The following is an 18,619-nucleotide window of genomic DNA, read 5'->3' on the forward strand; positions in this document are numbered from 1 at the left end:
TCCTACCCTCTATCCGGCTTTTTCGGGTTTATTCGACAATGTCGCTATTCGTCCCGGTCAGCCGGCCGCGAGCGACCCTACGATGGACGCCCGCGCCGCCCGCCGCGCCGGGATCACGGCCGCCAGCACCCCCGCCGCCCCCGACAGCACCACGAACAGCAGCACCTGGGGGACGGGCACCGCGTACTGCGAGCCTTCCAGCATCGCCCGCATCGCCGCCCACCCGAAGACGAGCCCGAGCGCGACGCCCACCAGCGCCCCGATCAGCCCGAGCACCAGCGCCTCGACGGACAGCATGCGGCGCAGCTGCGGCCGGGTCAGGCCGAGTGCGCGCAGCAGGGCGGACTCGCGGGTGCGTTCGTGGACGGACAACGACAGGGTGTTCGCGATGCCGAGCAACGAGATGAGGATGGCGAGCCCGAGCAGTCCCGTCATGATCATCAGGACCATGTCGAGCGTCTCGTCGAACTGCCCGCGTACCTCTGTCGCGCTGTTGACCATCACGGTCGGATAGGGGGCCGCGGCGGCGTCCACCACCGCGCGGGCCCGCGCGGGGGACACGCCGTCCTTGATCGTGACGAGCACCTGCGCGTCGGGCACCGCGCCGAAGTAGGCGTCGAACGCGCGCTCGGGCACGGTGACGGAGGGCAGCATCGTCTGGTCGCCGTCGAGCAGCGCGACGATCCGCAGGGAGACCGTGCCCACTCGCTTGGTCGCGAGCGTGGCCGTGCCGCCGAGCCGCAGCCCGAGCCGGGCCGCCGTCCGCTCATCGACCGCGACCTGCCCGGCCGCGAACCCGCGCAGGGACCCGGCCGTCACGTAGGGCTCCACGTGCCCGGCGAACGTCCCCACGCTCTGCGTCCTGCCGCCGAAGCCGGCCTCGACCCGGCGGATCTGCCCCACCGAGGCCAGCTCGGGCCGGGTACGCAGCTCCTCGCCCACCGAGCGCGGGATGAGCGGCTCGCGTTCCTGATCGGCCAGCAGGTAGTCGACGGGGAACTGGTCGTCCAGCTTGGCCGTCATGGTGAGCCGGGTCGAGGCGGTGATCACGGAGATGAGCGTCATCAGCGTCACCCCGATCGTCAGCGCGACCGTGGTGGTGGCCGCCCGCCTGGGGTTGCGGGCGGAGTTCTCCACCGCGAGCCGGCCCGGCACCCCGAACGAGCGGCGCGGCACCCATCCCACGACCGCGCTCAGCGGCCTGACCAGCACCGGCCCGAGTATCAGCACCGCCAGGAAGGTGAGCGCGCCCCCGGCCATGACGACGACCAGCGCGACCTGCCCAGGGGGCAGCGCGAACGCGCCCGCGCCGGTCGTACCGGCTCCTGCCAGCAGGAAGAGCGCCGCGAACAGCATCCGCGCCCGCCCGGCGCGGAACGTGCGCTCCTCCGGCTCGCTGCGCAGCGCGGCGACCGGCGCCACGCGGGTGGCGGACCTCGCGGGCAGCAGCGCCGCGCCCACCGTGACCAGCACGCCGACGGTCAGGGCGATGCCGGCGGTGACGGGGGAGAGCGTGACGGCCGCGTCGGTGGGCAGCGGGGCGTCGAGCGCGCCGAGCACGGTCAGCGTGAGCGCGGCCAGGCCGTACCCGGTGGCGAGACCGGCCAGCGAGGCCAGCAGGCCCACGGCGGCCGACTCCAGCAGCACTTGGGAGAACACCTGCCCCCGCGTCGCCCCGATGCAGCGCAGCAGCGCCATCTCGCGGGTGCGCTGGGCGACGAGGATGGTGAAGGTGTTGTAGATGACGAGCGCGGCCACCAGCATCGCGACGAGCCCGAACAGCAGCAGCCCCACCGTGAGCAGCCGGGCGTCCACGCCGGCGGACGCGGCCAGCTCGTCGGCCAGCTCGGCGCCGGTCCTGACCGTGTACGAGCCGCCGGCCGCCGCCGCGACGGCCTGCTTCAGCCCGGGGCCGGAGCCCTTGACGTCGATCTCGGCGTACCCCTTGGCGCCGGTCATGCGCCGCGCGGTGTCCGTGGTGAAGCCGACCGCGCCGGTGAAGGCGAGCTGCTGGTCGAGCCCGGTGTCGATGAGCCCGACCAGGCGGAAGGGGTGCGGCCTGCGGCGGGAGTCGAGCACGGTGATCGTGTCGCCGGGGCGCAGGCCCTGGGCCTCGGCGGTGTTCTCGTCCAGGACGGCGGCGTGGTCGTCGGTGCCAGGCCCGGTGCCCGCGACCACGTCGGTACGGTCGAGCGGGCCGGTGACGACCGAGACGGCCGTGGTGGGCAGGGTGCCGACGGCTTTGCCGTCCTTGCCGAGCAGGGGCGCGGCGCCGCGTACGATGCCCTGCGCGTCGGTGACGCCAGGCAGGCTCCTGATCCGGTCGAGCAGGGCGGCGGGCAGCGGCTCGCCGGAGCCCTTGGGCAGCACGGCCACGTCCACCTTGCCCGCGTCGGCGGTCACCCGCTGGGCGAAGCCGGCCTCGACGGTGTCGTTCAGCACGAACGTGCCCGCGATGAAGCCCACCCCGAGCAGGATCGCCAGCGACGTCAGCAGGAACCTCAGCCGGTGCGCGCGCAGCCCGGCCACCGTGGTCCTCAGCACCTCACGCCTCCAGCCGGACGAGCGTGTCCAGCACGGACTGCGGCGTCGGCGCGGCGACCTCGGTGACCAGCTCGCCGTCGCGCAGGAAGACCACGCGGTCCGCGTACGAGGCCGCCACCGGGTCGTGCGTGACCATGACGATGGTCTGGCCCAGCTCGCGTACGGACGCCCGCAGGAACGCCAGCACCTCCGCGCCGCTGCGCGAGTCGAGGTTGCCGGTGGGCTCGTCGGCGAAGATGACCTGCGGCTTGCTGATCAGCGCCCTGGCCACCGCCACCCGCTGCTGCTGGCCGCCGGACAGCTCGGCGGGCCGGTGCGCGAGCCGCTCGCGCAGCCCGACGGTGTCGATGACCCGCTCGAACAGCGTCTCGTCGGCCTGGCGGCTCGCGATGTCGAGGGGCAGGCGGATGTTCTGCTCGGCGGTCAGCGTGGGCAGCAGGTTGAACGCCTGGAAGATGAACCCGATCCGCTCGCGGCGCAGCAACGTCAGCCGGCGGTCGCTCAGCCCGGTCAGCTCGACGTCGCCGACGTGCACGGTGCCGGAGGTGGCCGTGTCGAGCCCGGCCAGGCAGTGCATGAGCGTCGACTTGCCGGACCCGGACGGCCCCATGATCGCGGTGAACGCCCCCGTGGCGAAGGACACGCTCACCCCGCGCAGCGCGTGGACCTGGGCGTCGCCCTGGCCGTACACCTTGGTCAGTTCTGTTGCCACCACGGCGGCCGGTGCCTGCCGCCGGGTCTCGGTGAGCGTCACGTTCACTCCTTGGTCGCGGGGGTCGTGGAACGCGACCAACGCTAGGAGGGGAAATGTCCCTTTCCCTGGGCCTTGAGGAGGGACTTCGTGTACGCCGCCAGCTGACCCCGGGTCAGCCTTCCGGCCGATGCACGGGCGGCTGGGCGGGCGGTTGCGCGGGCGGTTGCGCGGGTGGTTGCGCGGGGACGATCAACCCCGCCTCGTAGGCGTACACGACCGCCTGCGCCCGGTCCCGCAGCCCCAGCTTGGCCAGCACCCGGCCGAGGTGCGTCTTGACCGTCGCCTCCGCCACCTCCAGGCGGGCCGCGACCTCCGCGTTCGACAGCCCGCGCCCCACCATGAGCAGCACCTCGCGCTCGCGCGGCGTCAGGTCGCCCGCACCGGGCGGCGCCTGCCCGCTGGGGAGCTGGGCGGCGAAGCGGTCGAGCATGCGGCGCAGCGTGCTCGGCGACATGACCGACTCGCCGGCGTGCACCACCCTGATCGCGCTGACCAGGTCGGCGGGCGGCACGTCCTTGAGCAGGAACCCGGCCGCGCCCGCCTTGACCGCCGCGAAGGCGTACTCGTCGAGGTCGAACGTGGTCAGGATGAGCACCCGTGGCCCTCTGATGAGCCTGGTGGCCTCCACGCCGTCCATGACCGGCATGCGGACGTCCATGAGCACGACGTCCACCTCGACCCGCTCAAGCAGCCGCAGGGCCGCCGCGCCGTCGCCCGCCTCGGCCACCACCTCGATGTCGGGCTGCGCCCCGAGCACCATCCTGAAGCCGGCCCGCAGCAGCTCCTGGTCGTCGACCAGCATCACCCTGATCACGCCGCCTCCTTCGCCAGGGGCAGCCTGGCCAGCACCTCGAAGCCGCCGCCCTGGCGGGGGCCGGCCGACACCGCGCCGCCGTACATGCCGGCCCGCTCGCGCATGCCGATCAGGCCGTGGCCGCCGGCGCCGCGCGGCGCGGCGGCGCCCCTGCCGTCGTCGGTGACCCGGACGAGCACGTCCGTGCCGCTGTAGTCGATCTCGACGGTGGCGCTGACGCCGGGGCCGCCGTGCTTGAGCGCGTTGGTCAGGGCCTCCTGGACGATGCGGTAGACGGCGAGCTGCTGGCCCTCGGGCAGCTCGGCCGGCGTCCCCGCGACGCGCAGGCTGGCGGGCACCGCGAAGCCGCTGACCAGCTCGTCGAGCTGGCCGAGACCCGGCTGCGGGGTGTAGTCGGTGGGCGCGCTCTCGTTCTCGCGCAGCACGCCGACCAGCCTGCGCATCTCGGCCAGCGCGGCCCTGCCGGTGGCCGAGATGGTCGCGACGGCCGCGCGGGCCTGGTCGAGGTCGGTGCCGAGGGCGTAGTTCGCGCCGTCGGCCTGCACCACCATGACGCTGACGTTGTGGGCCACGACGTCGTGCAGCTCCCGCGCGATCCTGGCCCGCTCGGCCGCCGCGGCCATCCTGGCCTGCTGGTCGCGCTCGCGCTCGGCGCGCTCGGCGCGTTCCTCCAGGCTCTCCAGGTAGCGGCGGCGGGTATTGGCGTACAGGCCGGTCAGCCAGACCGTCACCACGAGGATCGAGCAGCTGAAGAACATGCCGAACGTGGGGCGGTACCAGTTGACCATGGCCAGCGCCACCCCCAGCTCCGCCACCAGGCAGGCCGCCATCGCCCAGCGGAACAGGCACTGCGAGGCCACCGCGTAGAGCGCGACCAGCACGGCCAGGTTGGCGGGCACCGGGGCCAGGCCGGCCAGCCACTGCCCGAAGCTGACCAGCGCGACGGCCGAGAACGACAGCAGCGGACGTTCCCGCCACACCAGCGGCAGCAGCAGAAGCGCCGTCAGGGCGAGGTAACCGGGCAGGCCGGGCGCGGAACCGGCGCCCAGCTGCGCGGAGCCCTCCGCCGCAACCCCGGTCAGGACGCAGAACAGCGCCAGAGGGCTCGCCCACAGGGCGTTGGCCAGCTTCTCGTGGCGTCGCGACCACGCCCGTACCCTGCCGAACACATCCTCACGATATGCAGCGCACCCAAAGCTTCTGTCCACCTGAAGACTGAAGTGTGAGTACGACCCAGGTCTTACATGACGGGGAGCTTACGCACGGCTTACGGTGGATTTGGCATTCTCATTACCGGGAGCGCCCCCTGCGGGGCGAGTAAAGGGAGATCGTGATGGCGGATCATGATCGCGATGCCGGGTCGCGCGGCGATGAGGAAGCGCCGCGCGGCCCGAGTCCCGAGCAGCCGGCTCTGAAGTACGGCGAACAGGCCGATCAGGCGTACGCCGAGATCCCTCCCACGCAGCGCGTCGACTGGGAGACGCCGCGGAGCGGTGGCGGTCGCGGGCGCAAGATGCTCATCGGCGCGGGACTCGTCGGACTGCTCGCGGGAGTTCTGATCGGCGGTGTGAGCGTGGCCGCCGTCAACGACGCCGACCATGATCACGGCAGGTTCGACGTCTGGTATGACATGCCGCGCCCGGACCGTTTCCGCGTCCACGCCGTGCCCGACGTGAGCTGCTGGGAGCGCGAGAATGAGGTGCGCTGCAGTGCGCCCTCGCCGCCCCGCGTGCCGCGACCGCCGCGCCCCGGGGACGCCCCTGCGGCGCTCGTCGCGCCCCCCTACGACGACTGAGAAACGGCCGGTCAGGGGCGTGGAAACACAATCGCTCGTAGGGCCGGTGGGATTCGAACCCACACTAACAGCCACCTAAAGACTGCGCCTCTGCCATTGGGCTACGACCCCTTTGCCATTGCCATGCCCCGAGATTTCGGTCGGGAAATGACAATTCGGGCACGGGAAGTGCCACGTGCCGCCAATCTTACCGCCTGCGTACGCGATCCGGCGCCCGCCCGGTCGGCGGCGTTATCACACGAATAACGCCGCCCGCCGGGGAGGTCTAGGCGAGGCCGAGCTTCTTCTTCAGCGAGGCCACGTGACCCGTCGCCTTCACGTTGTAGAGCGCCTGCTCGATCTTCCCGTCGCCGTCGATGACGAACGTCGAGCGGATCACGCCCACGACCTCCTTGCCGTACAGCTTCTTCGTGCCGTGGGCGCCGTAGGCCTGATGGACGGTCAGCTCGGGGTCGGACAGCAGGGGGAAGGTCAGCGCGTCGCGCTCGGCGAACTTGGCGAGCTTCGCCGGCTTGTCCTTCGACACGCCGAGGACGACGAAACCCTCGTCGGTCAGCTGCCCGAGGTTGTCGCGGAAATCGCACGCCTGCTTGGTGCAGCCGGGGGTCATCGCGGCGGGGTAGAAATAGAGGATCACGCGCTTGCCGCGGTAGTCGTCGAGTGAGACGGTGCCGCCGTCGGCGGTGGGAAGCGCGAACTCGGGTGCGGCGTCGCCGGGCGCGAGCTTGGTTTCTGTCACTGGGCCCTCCTGATGAACTGCCACCAACCTACCGGCCCGACTCACTGTGCGGCCGCCGTGCCGTCCGGGGCGCCGACCTGACAGACTGATCACGACCAGAACGGACGCCTCGCCGCTGAGGGCACGCGTACGGTCGAAAGGAGAGCCATGGCTGACACCGATCCCGATGAGCTGGAGCGGCAGATCGCGCGGACGCGCGCGGAGTTGGCGCGGACGGTCGACGCCATCGCCGACCGGGTGAGCCCGAAGCGGGTCGCCGAGCGCACGGTGGAAGACGTCAAGACCAGGGCGGGGCACTTCGTCGCGTCGGTGGGCGACGCGCTGGGGGTGACGGCCAGGCCCGCGGAGTTCGGCGACAACCCCGACCAGATGTGGGACGACGAGCGGCCCGACCTGGGGCCGGTGCTGATCGGGATCGGCGCGGTGCTGGTCGTGGGGGCGGCCATCGTGCTCATGCGCCGCCGCCGCAAGCGCCGCTGACCGCTCAGCCGCCGACGCCTCAGAGAAACGTACGCCCCTCGCCCCGGTAGGTCGGCACCGACTCCACCAGCGTGTCGCCCTCGACCAGGTGCAGCGTGTCGAAGCGCTCGCACAGCTCGCCCGCCTTGGCGTGCCGGAAATAGACCCGGTCGCCGATCCGCAGGTCCTCGGCCGCCTGGCCGAGCAGCGGGGTCTGCACCTCGCCCGCGCCTTCGTCGGGCGCGTAGCGCAGCCCGGCCGGCAGGTACGGCTGCGGCGCCCTGCTGGGCTCCGGTGGCCCTGAGGCGATGTAACCGCCGCCGAGCACGGCGACGACGTCCCTGGCCGGGCGGCGTACGACGGGGAGCGCGAAGAGCGCGGCGGGCACCCCGGTGAACCCGCGGTAGAAGTCGAAGAGCCGCGGATGGAACAGGCCGGACCCGGCGGCCACCTCGGTGACGGCCTTCTCGCGGACGGTCCGCTCGACGCTGCCGGTGCCGCCGCCGTTGACGAACTCGAGGTCGGCGACCTGGCGTACGGCGTTGACGATCCTGCCCCTGCGCAGGACGAGGTCCCTGGCGGAGCGGGCCTGCATGAGCCTGATGAGCCGGGTGTAGGCGGCGTTGCCCGGGGGGTCGTCGCCGACCCCGGCGATCTGCGCCTCGTACGCCAGCAGCCCGGCGAGGCGGAGGCCGGGCCGCTTGGCGATGCTCGCGGCCAGGTCGGCGGCCTGGCCGGGCTCGCGGATGGGGGAGCGCAGTGCGCCCGCCCTGAACCTGCCGCCGAAGGCGACGTAGCCGGCGTCGATGTCGAGGCAGAGCCTGATCTCGGCGCGCGGCCGGACGCCCGCCACGGCGGCCTCGATGAAGTCGAGGTGGGCGGCCGAGTCGACGGTGACGGTGATCCGTTCGGCGGCCTGCGCGTCTCCCGCGAGTGCGGCCAGGGCGTGCCGGTCGGCGGTGGGGTAGGCGACGAGGATGTCGGTGTGGCCGTGCCCGGCGAGCCAGAGCGCCTCGGGCAGGGTGAAGGCCATGAGGCCGCGGAAGCCGCCCATGGCGAGGACGCGGTCGAGGAGTGCCCGGCTGCGTACGGACTTGGTGGCCACTCTGATGGGCTTGCCGGCGGCGCGGCGTACGAGGCCGGCGGCGTTGGCCCGCAGGGCGGCGAGGTCGAGCAGCGCGAACGGCGGTTCGAGGGCGGCGGTGGCCCGGTCGTACCGCTGCCGGTCATCCATACCGGCAGCGTATCCGCATATCGGGCAAATTAACATGAGGCTTGTTCGTGTTAGTTGCGGTCCCCGTAATGATCGGGCAAACCGGCGGCGAGGGCGCGGTACCGCCCCGGCGCCCTGCATGTACGTCTGTCGGTGTGATGACCACGCTTCAGCAGCTCCTGCCCGGTGCCGTCGTCGCCCCGCGGAACACCGGGCTGCGCCGGGCGACCAGGGCGCTGCGGCCGGCGCGTACCGTCCCCGGCGCCCTCGTGGCGCTCACGCTGGCCACCGGGCTGGGGGCGACCGCGGCCGAGGTGGTCGCCGCGCTGCTCGGCAGGCCGCTCGGCTGGGTGCCGGTCAACGAGCTGATCGAGCTGGCGGGCCGGAGCACCTGGCCGGAGCTGGAGACCGTCGCGATGGGCCTGGCCGGAGCGGGCGCGCTCATGCTGCTGCTCGCGATCATGCCGGGACGTACCCGGCTGGTGCCGGTGGAGACCAACGACCCGCTCATCGTCATCGGCATCACCCGCGCGGGCCTGCGCCGCACCCTGCGCGCCGCCGCCCAGCAGGTGGCCGGCGTGGACCGGGCGAGCGTCAGGCTGCGCCGCCGCACGATCGAGGTCACGGTCATGACCAGCGGGGAGAGCTCGGGGCAGATGCTCAGGCAGGTCGGCACCGTCGTGGGCGACCGCCTGGCCGGGGTCGGCACGCTGAGCACCTGCGAGGTCGTCGTCCGTCTGCGCAGGAGGGCCGCCTGATGCGCCAGTACGCGGGCAACCGGGTGGGCCTCGCGGTCGTCGGGGCGATCCTGCTGGCTCTCGGCGGGTACGCGTGGCTGCGCGGCCAGAACCGCTTCTTCGAGCTGCCGCCGGGCGCCAAGGTGCTGCCCGCCGCCGCCAGGAGGACGCTGGCCGAGGAGCCGTGGCCGCTCTGGTTCGTCGCCTTCGCCCTGCTGTTCCTGACCCTGCTCGCGCTGCGCTGGCTGCTGCTCAGCCTCGGCTGGGGCCGCCGCGGCACCCACAACGGCACCGGCACCGCGATGCTCTTCGTCGGGCTCAAGGGCGTGGACGGGCTGGGCAGGGCAGGCGTCCGCGTGGCCGCCGACGGCCTGCGCATCGGCCTGACCTGCCCGGCCGCCGCCGACGTCGGCGCGATCGTGAGCAAGCTGGACCAGGACATCGTGGGGCGGATCCGGCGCGAGGTCCGCGACGACGAGTGCCCCGCCGTGGTCCGCCTGCACGTACGGCGTCAGGTCAGCACTCGATCACGTTGACCGCGAGGCCGCCGCGCGAGGTCTCCTTGTACTTGTCGAGCATGTCGCGGCCGGTGTCGCGCATGGTCTTGATGGCCCGGTCGAGCGAGACGAAGTGCTTGCCGTCGCCGCGCAGCGCGATCCTGGCCGCGGTGATCGCCTTGTTGGAGGCCACCGCGTTGCGCTCGATGCACGGGATCTGCACCAGGCCGCCGATCGGGTCGCAGGTCAGCCCCAGGTTGTGCTCGATGCCGATCTCGGCGGCGTTCTCCACCTGCTCGGGCGTGCCGCCCAGCGCCTCGGTGAGCCCCGCCGAGGCCATCGAGCAGGCCGAGCCCACCTCACCCTGGCAGCCCACCTCGGCGCCGGAGATCGAGGCGTTCTCCTTGAACAGCACCCCGATCGCGCCCGCCGTCAGCAGGAACCTGATGACGCCGTCGTCGTCGGCGTGCGGAACGAACCGGGTGTAGTAGGTCAGGACGGCCGGGATGATGCCGGCGGCGCCGTTGGTCGGGGCGGTGACGATCCGGCCGCCCGCCGCGTTCTCCTCGTTGACGGCCAGCGCGAACAGCGTCACCCAGTCCATCGCCTGCAACGGGTCCTTCTCCGGCGGCTCGGACTGCAGGCGGCGGTGCAGCTGGTTGGCGCGGCGCTTGACCTTGAGGCCGCCGGGCAGCACGCCCTCCTTGGCGATGCCGCGCGTGACGCACTCGGACATGACCCGCCACAGGTTCATCAGGCCGCCCCTGATCTCCTCCTCGGTGCGGCCGAACGCCTTCTCGTTCTCCAGCATCAGCGCGGAGATCGACAGGCCGGTGGCGGAGCAGTGCTTGAGCAGCTCCTCGGCGGTGGTGAACGGGTAGGGCAGGACGGTGTCGTCGGGCTTGATGCGGTCGGCGCCGGTGGCCTGCTCGTCCACCACGAAGCCGCCGCCGACGGAGAAGTAGACCTTCTCCCGCAGCCGCTCGCCCGAGGCGTCCCAGGCGGTGAAGCGCATGCCGTTGGGGTGCTCGGGCAGCGAGATCTTGCGCTCGAAGACGAGGTGCTCGCCGACGACGAACGGGATCTCGCGGGTGCCGAAGAGCGAGACGGTGCCCGACTCGCGCATGGCGGCGATGCGGGCGTCCACGGTGTCGACGTCGACCAGCTCGGGCTTGTCGCCCGACAGTCCCAGCAGGACGGCCTTGTCGCTGCCGTGGCCCTTGCCGGTCAGACCGAGCGAGCCGTACAGGATGACCTCCACGCGGGACACCTGGTCGAGCAGGCCGTCCTGGTGCAGGCCGCGGGCGAACTTGTGGGCGGCGGCCATCGGGCCGCCCGTGTGGGAGCTCGACGGGCCGATGCCGATCTTGAAGAGGTCGAAGACGCTGATCGCCATTGATGTGCGCCCTTCATGAAGGGCCGGGGCCCGGCTCGGCGGGCAGCTCGGCGGGCCCCGGCGGGTGGGTCAGGAGTCGCCCGCGGTCAGGGCGGTGTACTCCTCAGGTGAGAGCAGCTCCTCGGGGTCGCCCTCCACGCGGACCTTGAACATCCAGCCCTCGCCGTACGGGTCGCTGTTGGCCAGGCTCGGGTCGTCCACGACCGCCTGGTTGACCTCGACGACCTCACCGCCGACCGGCGTGTAGATCTCGTTCACCGACTTGGTCGACTCCACCTCGCCGACGGAGTCACCCGGCTCGACGTTGCTGCCGACCTCGGGGAGCTGCACGTAGACGACGTCACCAAGGGAGTCGGCGGCGAAGGCCGTGATGCCGACGGTCACGGTGACGCTGTCCTCGACACCGCGCACCCACTCGTGCTCCTTGGTGTAGCTCAGGTCGTCAGGGATGTTGCTCACTTGTTCCTCCTGTAAAAGGGCAGCTCGACCAGGTCCACAGGTTCATGGCTGCCCCGGATGTCCACAGCCAGACCTGAATCGGCGCCGGTGTCCACGTAGGCCATCGCGATGGGCTTGCCCAGACTCTGGGAAGGCGCACCGCTGGTGACCTCGCCGACGACGGCGCCGTCTCGGGTGACCGGGTAACCGTGGCGCGGCACCCGGCGGCCCCGCGCGACCAGGCCGACGAGCCGGCGCCGTGGCTGGTCGTCCTTGACCGCCTCGAGCGCAGACCGGCCGACGAAGTCACCGGGCTTGTCGAATTTCACCACCCTGCCCAGCCCCGCGTCGAACGGGGTCAGCTCCGCGTTGAGCTCGTTGCCGTACAGCGGCATGCCCGCCTCCAGGCGGAGCGTGTCGCGGCTGGACAGGCCCGCGGGCTTGAGCCCGTACGGCTCGCCGGCCGCCGTGAGCGCGTGCCAGAGCGGGACGGCGTCCTCGCCCGCGACGAACAGCTCGAAGCCGTCCTCGCCGGTGTAACCGGTACGGGCGATGAGCGCCTGCCGGCCGTCCACCGTGCCGGGCAGGCCGGCGTAGTACTTGAGCCCGGCCAGGTCGGCGTCGGTGAGCGTGGCCAGGATCTCCTGCGAGCGCGGGCCCTGGACGGCGATCAGCGCGTACCGGCCGGAGCGGTCCTCGACCACCGCGTCGTACGCCTTCGCGCGCTCCTGCAGCTCGCGGGCGACCTTCTCGTAGTTGGAGGCGTTCGCCACGACCATGAACTCCTCGTCACCGAGCCGGTAGACGATGAGGTCGTCGAGCACGCCGCCGCGCTCGTTCACGATCATGGTGTAGCGGGCCCGGCCGGCGGCCAGCGCCGACAGGTGGCCGACCAGCGCGTAGTCGAGCGCCTCGGCGGCCTGCGGGCCGGTCAGGAAGATCTCGCCCATGTGCGACAGGTCGAACAGACCGGCCGCCTCGCGGACGGCTCGGTGCTCGGCGGACTCGCTGCCGTACCGGAGGGGCATGAGCCAGCCGGCGAAGTCGGTCAGGGTGGCGCCGAGGCTCTCGTGAACGTCTCGGAGCGGTGTCGGTCGGGACATTGGACGCACCTCAGGACAGGAGTGGATGCCAGCATCCTCCCCCTCTGTCATCGGTGCCTGAGAGCTTCGCCCGACTTTTGCCGGACTTTCACCTTCGGCGAGGCCGCGGGGCCTGCTTTCCAGAGACACCGTAGCCGTGCGGTCCTTTGCCTTGAGAGGTTCGCGGGGAGGGCTTGCTCCTTCAGGGGCCCTGACCGGCTGTCAGGGCACTCTCCCGCACGGTTTCGTCGGTGATGTCCGCCAGCCTAGTGGGGATATGGGGCTGTTGTCGCGTTCGCAGTTCAACAGGCCGCGACCAGCGTCTCGAAGAGCGCCCGATCCTCCGCCACCTCAGGGTGCCACTGCACCGCCATCGCGAACCCGGCGCCCTCCAGCTCCACCGCCTCGATCGTGCCGTCCGCCGCCGTCGCGGTGACCGACAGGTCAGGCGCGAGCCGGTCCACGCCCTGGTGGTGGTAGTGCGGCACCGGCAGCGGCTCCGTGCCCAGCGCCTTCGCCAGGCGCGAGCCGGGGACGGGCGTCACCGGCAGGTCGCCGAAGCGCCCAGGGCCTGGGCAGTGGCCGGTGTGGCCCACGACGTCCGGCAGGTGCTGGTGCAGGCTGCCGCCGAGCGCCACGTTCAGCACCTGGAGCCCCCGGCAGACGCCCAGGTAGGGCAGCCCGGCGTCGAGCGCCGCGCGCAGCAGCGCGAACTCCGCCTCGTCGCGGAACTCCCGCACGTAGCCGGTGCGCTCGTGCGGGGCCGCGGCGTACCTGGCCGGGTCGATGTCGCCGCCGCCCGCCAGCACGAGCCCGTCCAGCCGGCCCACGAGCGCGGCGGGCTCACCGGCCGGCGGCAGCACGACCGGCTGCCCGCCGGCCGCCGCCACCTTCTCCACGTACGCGTACGGCAGCAGCGCGGCAGGCGTGTCCCGCCACACCGTGAACGTGGCCTGCTCGACGTAGCAGGTGATGCCGATGACCGGACGCCGCATGGCGTGCCCCCCTCTAGAGCGGCGTGACGTACGCGCCGGAGATGCCGCCGTCCACCAGGAACTCGCTGGCCGTGACGAACGAGGCGTCGTCGCTGGCGAGGAACGCCGCCGCCGCCGCGATCTCCGACGCCTCCGCGAAGCGGCCGACCGGCACGTGCACCAGCCGCCGCTGCGCCCGCTCCGGGTCCTTGGCGAACAACTCCTGGAGCAAGGGCGTGTTCACCGGGCCTGGACACAGCGCGTTCACTCTGATGCCCTCCCTGGCGAACTGCACACCCAGCTCACGCGACATCGCGAGCACGCCGCCCTTGGAGGCGGTGTAGGAGATCTGCGAGGTCGCCGATCCCATCACCGCCACGAACGACGCCGTGTTGATGATCGAGCCCTTGCCCTGCCGCCGCATGTACGGGATGACGTGCTTGCAGCACAGGTAGACGCTGGTCAGGTTCACCTCCTGGACGCGGCGCCAGGCGTCGATGCCGGTCTCCAGGATCGAGTCGTCGTCGGGCGGCGAGATGCCGGCGTTGTTGAAGGCGATGTCCACGCTGCCGTACGTCTCGTACGCGGTGGCGAACATGCGGACGACGTCGTCCTCACTCGTGACGTCGGCCCGCACGAACAGGCCGCCGACCTCGCTCGCGGCCTGCTTGCCCGCCTCCTCGTCGACGTCCGCGCAGACGACCTTGGCGCCCTCCTCGGCGAACCGGCGGGCCGTGGCCAGCCCGATGCCGCCCGCCGCGCCCGTGATGACCGCCACCCGATCCTGCAACCGCTGCATCCCGTGTCACTCCGTTGCGATGAAGACGTTCTTGACCTCGGTGAACGCCGCCAGGGCGTCCGCGCCGAGCTCCCTGCCGAGTCCGGACTGCTTGAAGCCGCCGAACGGGGTCCAGTAGCGGACGGAGGAGTGGGAGTTGACCGACAGCGCCCCCGACTCGACGGCCCTGGCCACCCGCAGCGCCCGCCCCACGTCGCGGGTCCAGATGGAGCCGCTCAGCCCGTACGGGGTGTCGTTGGCGATGCGGACGGCGTCGGCCTCGTCCTCGAACCTGGCCACCGACAGGACGGGCCCGAAGATCTCCTCGGTGAACGCCCGGTCGGTGACCTCGGGGGTCAGCACGGTCGGCGGGAACCAGTAGCCCCTGCCCTCGGGGCACGAGCCCTGCACGTAGGGGTCGCCGTCGACGAAGCTCGCGACGCGGGCCAGGTGCTCGGCGCTGATGAGGGGGCCCATCTCGGTGGCCTCGTCGCGCGGATCGCCGACCTTGACGCCCAGCACGGCGGGGGCGAGCAACGACATGAACTCGTCGTACACGCTCGACTGGACGAGCAGGCGGGAGCGGGCGCAGCAGTCCTGGCCCGAGTTGTCGAACACCGCGTACGGCGCCGTCGCCGCCGCCTTCTCCAGGTCGGCGTCGGCGAAGACGATGTTGGCCGACTTGCCGCCCAGCTCCAGCGTCACCCGCTTGACCTGGCGCGCCGCCTTCGCCGCGATCTCCTTGCCCACCTCGGTCGAGCCGGTGAACACGATCTTCGCCACGCCGGGATGCTCGACCAGGCGGGCGCCCGCGACCTCCCCTGCCCCAGGCAGCACCTGGAGCACCCCCTCGGGGAGGCCCGCCGCCAAGGCCAGCTCGGCCAGCCTCAGCGCCGTCAGCGGGGTCCACTCGGCCGGCTTCACGATCACCGTGTTGCCGGCCGCCAGCGCGGGGGCCACGCCCCACGACATGATCAGCATCGGGAAGTTCCACGGCACGATGACCCCGACCACGCCCAGCGGCTCGTGGAAGGTGACGTCCACGCCGCCCGCGACCGGGATCTGCCTGCCGTGCTCGCGCTCGGGCGCGCCCGCGTAGAAGTGCAGCACGTCGCGTACGGCGCCGGCCTCCCAGCGGGCGTTGCCGATCGGGTGCCCGGCGTTGGCCAGCTCAAGCTCGGCCAGCTCCGCGCCGTGCGCGTCCACCAGGTCCGCGAACCTGCGCAGCAGCCTCGCCCGGTCACCCGGCGCGACCGCGCGCCAGCCCGCGTACGCCTTCCTGGCACGCTCCACGGCCCGGTCGACCTCGGCCGCGTCGGCGAGCTCGACGTCGGCCAGCACCTCTTCCGTGGCCGGATTCACGATCTTCATGCGAGCCCGTCACATCCGCTCGAAACCACGGAACATCTCCCAGTCCGTCACCGCCGCGTCGAATGCGGCCAGCTCCACCCGCGCGTTGTTGGCGTAGTGCTCGACCACGTCCTCGCCGAACGCCTCCTTGGCCAGCTTCGACCCCTCGAACACGGCCAGCGCCTCGCGCAACGTCGCCGGCACCCGCTCCGCCCCCGAGGCGTAGGCGTTGCCCGCGTACGCATCCTCCAGCGGCAGCTCCGCGTCGATGCCGTGCAGCCCCGCCGCGATCAGCCCCGCCACCGCCAGGTACGGGTTCACATCGCCGCCCGGCACGCGGTTCTCCACCCGCAGCGACAGGCCGTGGCCGACCAGGCGCAGCGAGCAGGTGCGGTTGTCCACGCCCCACTTGAGCGCCGTGGGGGCGAAGCTGCCGGGCACGAAACGTTTGTAGGAGTTGATGTTGGGCGCGTACAGCAGGGTCAGCTCCCGCATCGCGGCCAGCTGCCCGGCCACGAAGCCCGCACCGAGCTGGGACAGCCCGTACGGCCCCTCGCCCGCCATCACCGGGTCGCCGTCCACGCTGCGCAGCGAGATGTGGATGTGGCAGGAGTTGCCCTCGCGCTGGTTCGGCTTGGCCATGAACGTGATCGACCGGCCCTCCTGGGCGGCGATCTCCTTGGCGCCCGTCTTGTAGATGACGTGGTTGTCGCAGGTCGCCAGCGCCTCGGCGTACCGGAAGGCGATCTCGTGCTGGCCCAGGTTGCACTCGCCCTTGGCCGACTCGACGTAGAGGCCCGCGCCCTCCATCTCGCGCCTGATCCGGCGCAGCAGCTTCTCGACGCGGCCGGTGCCGAGCAGCGAGTAGTCGACGTTGTAGAGGTTCGCGGGGGTCAGGTCGCGGTACGCGCGGCGCCAGGCGTCCTCGTAGGTGTCGTCGTAGATGACGAACTCCAGCTCCGTGCCGACGTACGCGGCCAGGCCCCGCTCGTGCAGCCGGGCGAGCTGGCGGCGCAGGATCTGACGCGGCGAGGCGGTCACCTCGGCGCCGCCCTCCCACGCGAGGTCGGCCATGACCAGCGCGGTGCCCTCGTGCCAGGGCACCCGGCGCAGCGTGGAGAGGTCGGGCTTCATGACGAAGTCGCCGTAACCCCGCTCCCAGGACGACATGGCGTAACCCGGGACGGTGTTCATGTCCACGTCGACGGCCAGCAGGTAGGTGCAGCCCTCGGAGCCGTGCTGCAGCACCTCGTCGAGGAAGTAGCGCGCGGACAGCCGCTTGCCCTGCAACCTGCCCTGCATGTCGGCGAGCGCGAGGAGCACGGTGTCGATCCGGCCGGCGGCGATCTCGTCGCGCAGCTCGGTCACGGACAGGAAGCCGCTGCTCGCACGATCGCTCACGCTACGTCGCTCCGATCTGGCCTGACGCGCTTTCCCGCTGATTGGGCTAGTCTCAGACCATTGATGTGCATGGTGGGATCACTTGTCAAGGCCTGAGGACACGTTGGACGAGTCGGCGCGTTTGATGACGGTGTTGCGGCCGGTCAGGGCCGGCAACGCCTTCGAGGAGACGGTCGAGCGGCTGCTCCAGGCGATCAAGCTCGGCGTCGTCCCGCCGGGGGGCAAGCTGCCGCCCGAGCGCGAGCTGGCCGTCCAGCTCGGCATCAGCCGGGTCACCTTGCGTGAGGCCATCAGGGCGCTGTCCGACGCCGGGTACCTCGACGTGCGCAGGGGGCGCTATGGCGGGGCCTTTGTGACGTACCGGCCGCCCGAGCCCGACGCCGGCAAGGCCCGCGAGGCCCTCCAGGAGATGGGGGCCGACGAGCTGTCCGACGCGCTCACCTTCCGGCTCGCCGTCGAATGCGGCGCCGCCCAGGTGCTCGCCGCCTCGCCGCTCAGCGACGCCACCCGCGAGGCGCTGCTGCGCCGGCTCACCGAGCTGAACGCCGCCGGGCTCGACGACTATCGCCGCCTCGACACCGCCTTCCACCTGTCCATCGCCGAGCTGACCGGCTCTTCCCTGCTCGCCGCCAGCTGCGCCGACGCCCGCTCCCGGGTCAGCGACCTGCTCGACGCCATCCCCATGCTGCAGGTCAACCTCGACCACGCCGCCGTACAGCACCGGGCCATCGTGGACGCCATCCTCGCCGCCGACCCCGACGCCGCCAGGCGGGCCGTCGCCGAGCACCTGGAGGGCACCGCCGCGCTGCTGCGCGCGTTCCTGGCGTGACCCGACCGGTTTGTGCGGCTCGTACCATCGATCTCAAGGTCATGGGGCACTGGTTTCAGCACAGCATCGTCGCCACAGGACGGCTTCCGCTGTTCTGCTACTTCGTCATGCTCATCGTGGCCTTCATCGCCACCCGCATCAACGTCCGGCTGATCAGGGCGAAGATCGGCTGGTTCCGTAACTTCACCGTCGGCGAGATGCACATCCACCACGTGGTGTTCGGCGTCGTGCTCATGCTGATCGGCGGCGTCGCGCTCATCGTCTCGCCCGGCTCCCAGGTCGGCACCGCCGCCGCCGCGTCCGTCTTCGGAGTGGGGTCCGCGCTCGTGCTCGACGAGTTCGCGCTCATCCTGCACCTGCACGACGTCTACTGGGAGGAGGAGGGGCGCACCTCGGTCGACGCCGTGTTCATCGCGATCGCCGTCAGCGGGCTGCTGCTCATCGGCCTGCGGCCCCTCACCTGGGACTACGGCACTCCCGTCGTCAACCCGGCCGCGCTCATCGTGGCCAACCTCGTCCTCGCCGTCGTCACTCTGCTCAAGGGCAAGATCTGGACGGGCATGGCCGGGCTGTTCGTCCCGCCCATGCTGCTGGTGGGCGCCATCCGGCTGGCGCGGCCCGGCTCCCCGTGGGCCCGCTGGTTCCTCGCCGGGCGGTCGCCCCGCAAGCTCGCCAAGGCCGTACACCGGGAGGAACGATGGCGCCGGCCGGTCATCCGGGCGAAAATCGCCTTCCAGGAGTTCCTCTCCGGCCGCCACGACCTCCCCTCCACCCGCCGCACTCGTCGCTCCCGAACGTGAGGCGTTCAACGATGTGACT

At 71.9% G+C, this 18,619-nt stretch carries 19 protein-coding genes, 1 tRNA gene and 1 riboswitch; of the genes, 6 read left to right on the plus strand and 14 right to left on the minus strand.

Going from position 1 to position 18,619, the window contains the following annotated elements; all coding sequences use genetic code 11:
* Positions 1-57 precede the first annotated feature (57 nt).
* From ABZW11_RS24815 to ABZW11_RS24830, 4 genes are all read right to left on the minus strand, one after another.
* Positions 58-2,544, minus strand: coding sequence for an FtsX-like permease family protein (locus tag ABZW11_RS24815; RefSeq protein WP_355421297.1), 2,487 nt, complete (start codon positions 2,542-2,544; stop codon positions 58-60).
* A gap of 1 nt (position 2,545) precedes the next feature.
* On the minus strand, positions 2,546-3,298 hold the full coding sequence (locus ABZW11_RS24820; RefSeq protein ID WP_355421298.1) for an ABC transporter ATP-binding protein: 753 nt from the start codon (positions 3,296-3,298) through the stop codon (positions 2,546-2,548).
* Between the two features lie 112 nt (positions 3,299-3,410).
* Positions 3,411-4,112, minus strand: a complete 702-nt coding sequence (locus ABZW11_RS24825; protein WP_355421301.1) for a response regulator transcription factor — start codon at positions 4,110-4,112, stop codon at positions 3,411-3,413.
* Positions 4,109-5,281 (minus strand): histidine kinase, encoded by a 1,173-nt coding sequence (locus ABZW11_RS24830; RefSeq protein ID WP_355421304.1) that lies wholly within the window; start codon positions 5,279-5,281, stop codon positions 4,109-4,111. Before ABZW11_RS24830 ends, ABZW11_RS24825 begins: the two co-directional genes overlap by 4 nt.
* Positions 5,282-5,445: 164 nt before the next feature.
* Here ABZW11_RS24830 and ABZW11_RS24835 point away from each other — a divergent pair, with 164 nt between their 5' ends.
* On the plus strand, positions 5,446-5,907 hold the full coding sequence (locus tag ABZW11_RS24835; protein WP_355421307.1) for a hypothetical protein: 462 nt from the start codon (positions 5,446-5,448) through the stop codon (positions 5,905-5,907).
* A gap of 38 nt (positions 5,908-5,945) precedes the next feature.
* Here ABZW11_RS24835 and ABZW11_RS24840 read toward each other — a convergent pair.
* Positions 5,946-6,018 (minus strand) — tRNA-Leu (locus ABZW11_RS24840).
* A 154-nt stretch (positions 6,019-6,172) separates the two neighbouring features.
* The gene (bcp, locus tag ABZW11_RS24845) at positions 6,173-6,646 is read right to left on the minus strand and encodes a thioredoxin-dependent thiol peroxidase (RefSeq protein ID WP_355421310.1); all 474 of its coding nucleotides are present in this window, start codon (positions 6,644-6,646) and stop codon (positions 6,173-6,175) included.
* Between the two features lie 147 nt (positions 6,647-6,793).
* Here bcp and ABZW11_RS24850 point away from each other — a divergent pair, with 147 nt between their 5' ends.
* Positions 6,794-7,126, plus strand: a complete 333-nt coding sequence (locus ABZW11_RS24850; protein WP_355421312.1) for a DUF3618 domain-containing protein — start codon at positions 6,794-6,796, stop codon at positions 7,124-7,126.
* Positions 7,127-7,145: 19 nt separating this feature from the next.
* On the opposite strand, the gene ABZW11_RS24855 is transcribed toward ABZW11_RS24850, so the two are convergent.
* On the minus strand, positions 7,146-8,339 hold the full coding sequence (locus ABZW11_RS24855) for an alanine racemase (protein WP_355421314.1): 1,194 nt from the start codon (positions 8,337-8,339) through the stop codon (positions 7,146-7,148).
* Between the two features lie 137 nt (positions 8,340-8,476).
* Here ABZW11_RS24855 and ABZW11_RS24860 point away from each other — a divergent pair, with 137 nt between their 5' ends.
* Both ABZW11_RS24860 and ABZW11_RS24865 read left to right on the plus strand, forming a co-directional pair.
* On the plus strand, positions 8,477-9,076 hold the full coding sequence (locus tag ABZW11_RS24860) for a DUF6286 domain-containing protein (RefSeq protein ID WP_355421317.1): 600 nt from the start codon (positions 8,477-8,479) through the stop codon (positions 9,074-9,076).
* Positions 9,076-9,591, plus strand: coding sequence for a hypothetical protein (locus ABZW11_RS24865; protein WP_355421320.1), 516 nt, complete (start codon positions 9,076-9,078; stop codon positions 9,589-9,591). Before ABZW11_RS24860 ends, ABZW11_RS24865 begins: the two co-directional genes overlap by 1 nt.
* Here ABZW11_RS24865 and ABZW11_RS24870 read toward each other — a convergent pair.
* The 7 genes from ABZW11_RS24870 to ABZW11_RS24900 all read right to left on the minus strand — a co-directional run bounded on the left by ABZW11_RS24870 (position 9,572) and on the right by ABZW11_RS24900 (position 16,971).
* Positions 9,572-10,948 carry an L-serine ammonia-lyase gene (locus tag ABZW11_RS24870; RefSeq protein ID WP_355421323.1) on the minus strand — a complete coding sequence of 459 codons (1,377 nt, stop codon included), beginning with the start codon at positions 10,946-10,948 and terminating at the stop codon, positions 9,572-9,574. The genes ABZW11_RS24865 and ABZW11_RS24870 overlap by 20 nt on opposite strands.
* Before the next feature lie 69 nt (positions 10,949-11,017).
* Positions 11,018-11,407: a glycine cleavage system protein GcvH gene (gene gcvH / locus ABZW11_RS24875; RefSeq protein WP_345397800.1), complete on the minus strand. Its 390-nt coding sequence runs from the start codon at positions 11,405-11,407 to the stop codon at positions 11,018-11,020.
* Positions 11,404-12,489: a glycine cleavage system aminomethyltransferase GcvT gene (gene gcvT / locus ABZW11_RS24880; RefSeq protein ID WP_355421326.1), complete on the minus strand. Its 1,086-nt coding sequence runs from the start codon at positions 12,487-12,489 to the stop codon at positions 11,404-11,406. The genes gcvH and gcvT overlap by 4 nt, the downstream gene beginning before the upstream one ends.
* Positions 12,490-12,618: 129 nt before the next feature.
* A riboswitch (glycine riboswitch) is annotated at positions 12,619-12,716 on the minus strand.
* A gap of 54 nt (positions 12,717-12,770) precedes the next feature.
* Positions 12,771-13,463, minus strand: a complete 693-nt coding sequence (locus ABZW11_RS24885) for a gamma-glutamyl-gamma-aminobutyrate hydrolase family protein (protein WP_355421329.1) — start codon at positions 13,461-13,463, stop codon at positions 12,771-12,773.
* A gap of 13 nt (positions 13,464-13,476) precedes the next feature.
* Positions 13,477-14,241 (minus strand): 3-oxoacyl-ACP reductase, encoded by a 765-nt coding sequence (locus tag ABZW11_RS24890; protein ID WP_355421330.1) that lies wholly within the window; start codon positions 14,239-14,241, stop codon positions 13,477-13,479.
* 6 nt (positions 14,242-14,247) lie between these two features.
* Positions 14,248-15,591: an aldehyde dehydrogenase family protein gene (locus ABZW11_RS24895; protein ID WP_355421333.1), complete on the minus strand. Its 1,344-nt coding sequence runs from the start codon at positions 15,589-15,591 to the stop codon at positions 14,248-14,250.
* Between the two features lie 9 nt (positions 15,592-15,600).
* Positions 15,601-16,971, minus strand: coding sequence for a glutamine synthetase family protein (locus tag ABZW11_RS24900; protein ID WP_355421336.1), 1,371 nt, complete (start codon positions 16,969-16,971; stop codon positions 15,601-15,603).
* Between the two features lie 124 nt (positions 16,972-17,095).
* On the opposite strand from ABZW11_RS24900, the gene ABZW11_RS24905 reads away from it, so the two are divergent.
* Both ABZW11_RS24905 and ABZW11_RS24910 read left to right on the plus strand, forming a co-directional pair.
* Positions 17,096-17,800, plus strand: a complete 705-nt coding sequence (locus ABZW11_RS24905; RefSeq protein ID WP_355421451.1) for an FCD domain-containing protein — start codon at positions 17,096-17,098, stop codon at positions 17,798-17,800.
* A gap of 41 nt (positions 17,801-17,841) precedes the next feature.
* Positions 17,842-18,600: a hypothetical protein gene (locus tag ABZW11_RS24910; protein WP_355421339.1), complete on the plus strand. Its 759-nt coding sequence runs from the start codon at positions 17,842-17,844 to the stop codon at positions 18,598-18,600.
* Positions 18,601-18,619: the final 19 nt, after the last annotated feature.

Source organism: Nonomuraea sp. NPDC004580 (assembly GCF_040609855.1).
Classification (GTDB): Bacteria; Actinomycetota; Actinomycetes; order Streptosporangiales; family Streptosporangiaceae; genus Nonomuraea; species Nonomuraea salmonea.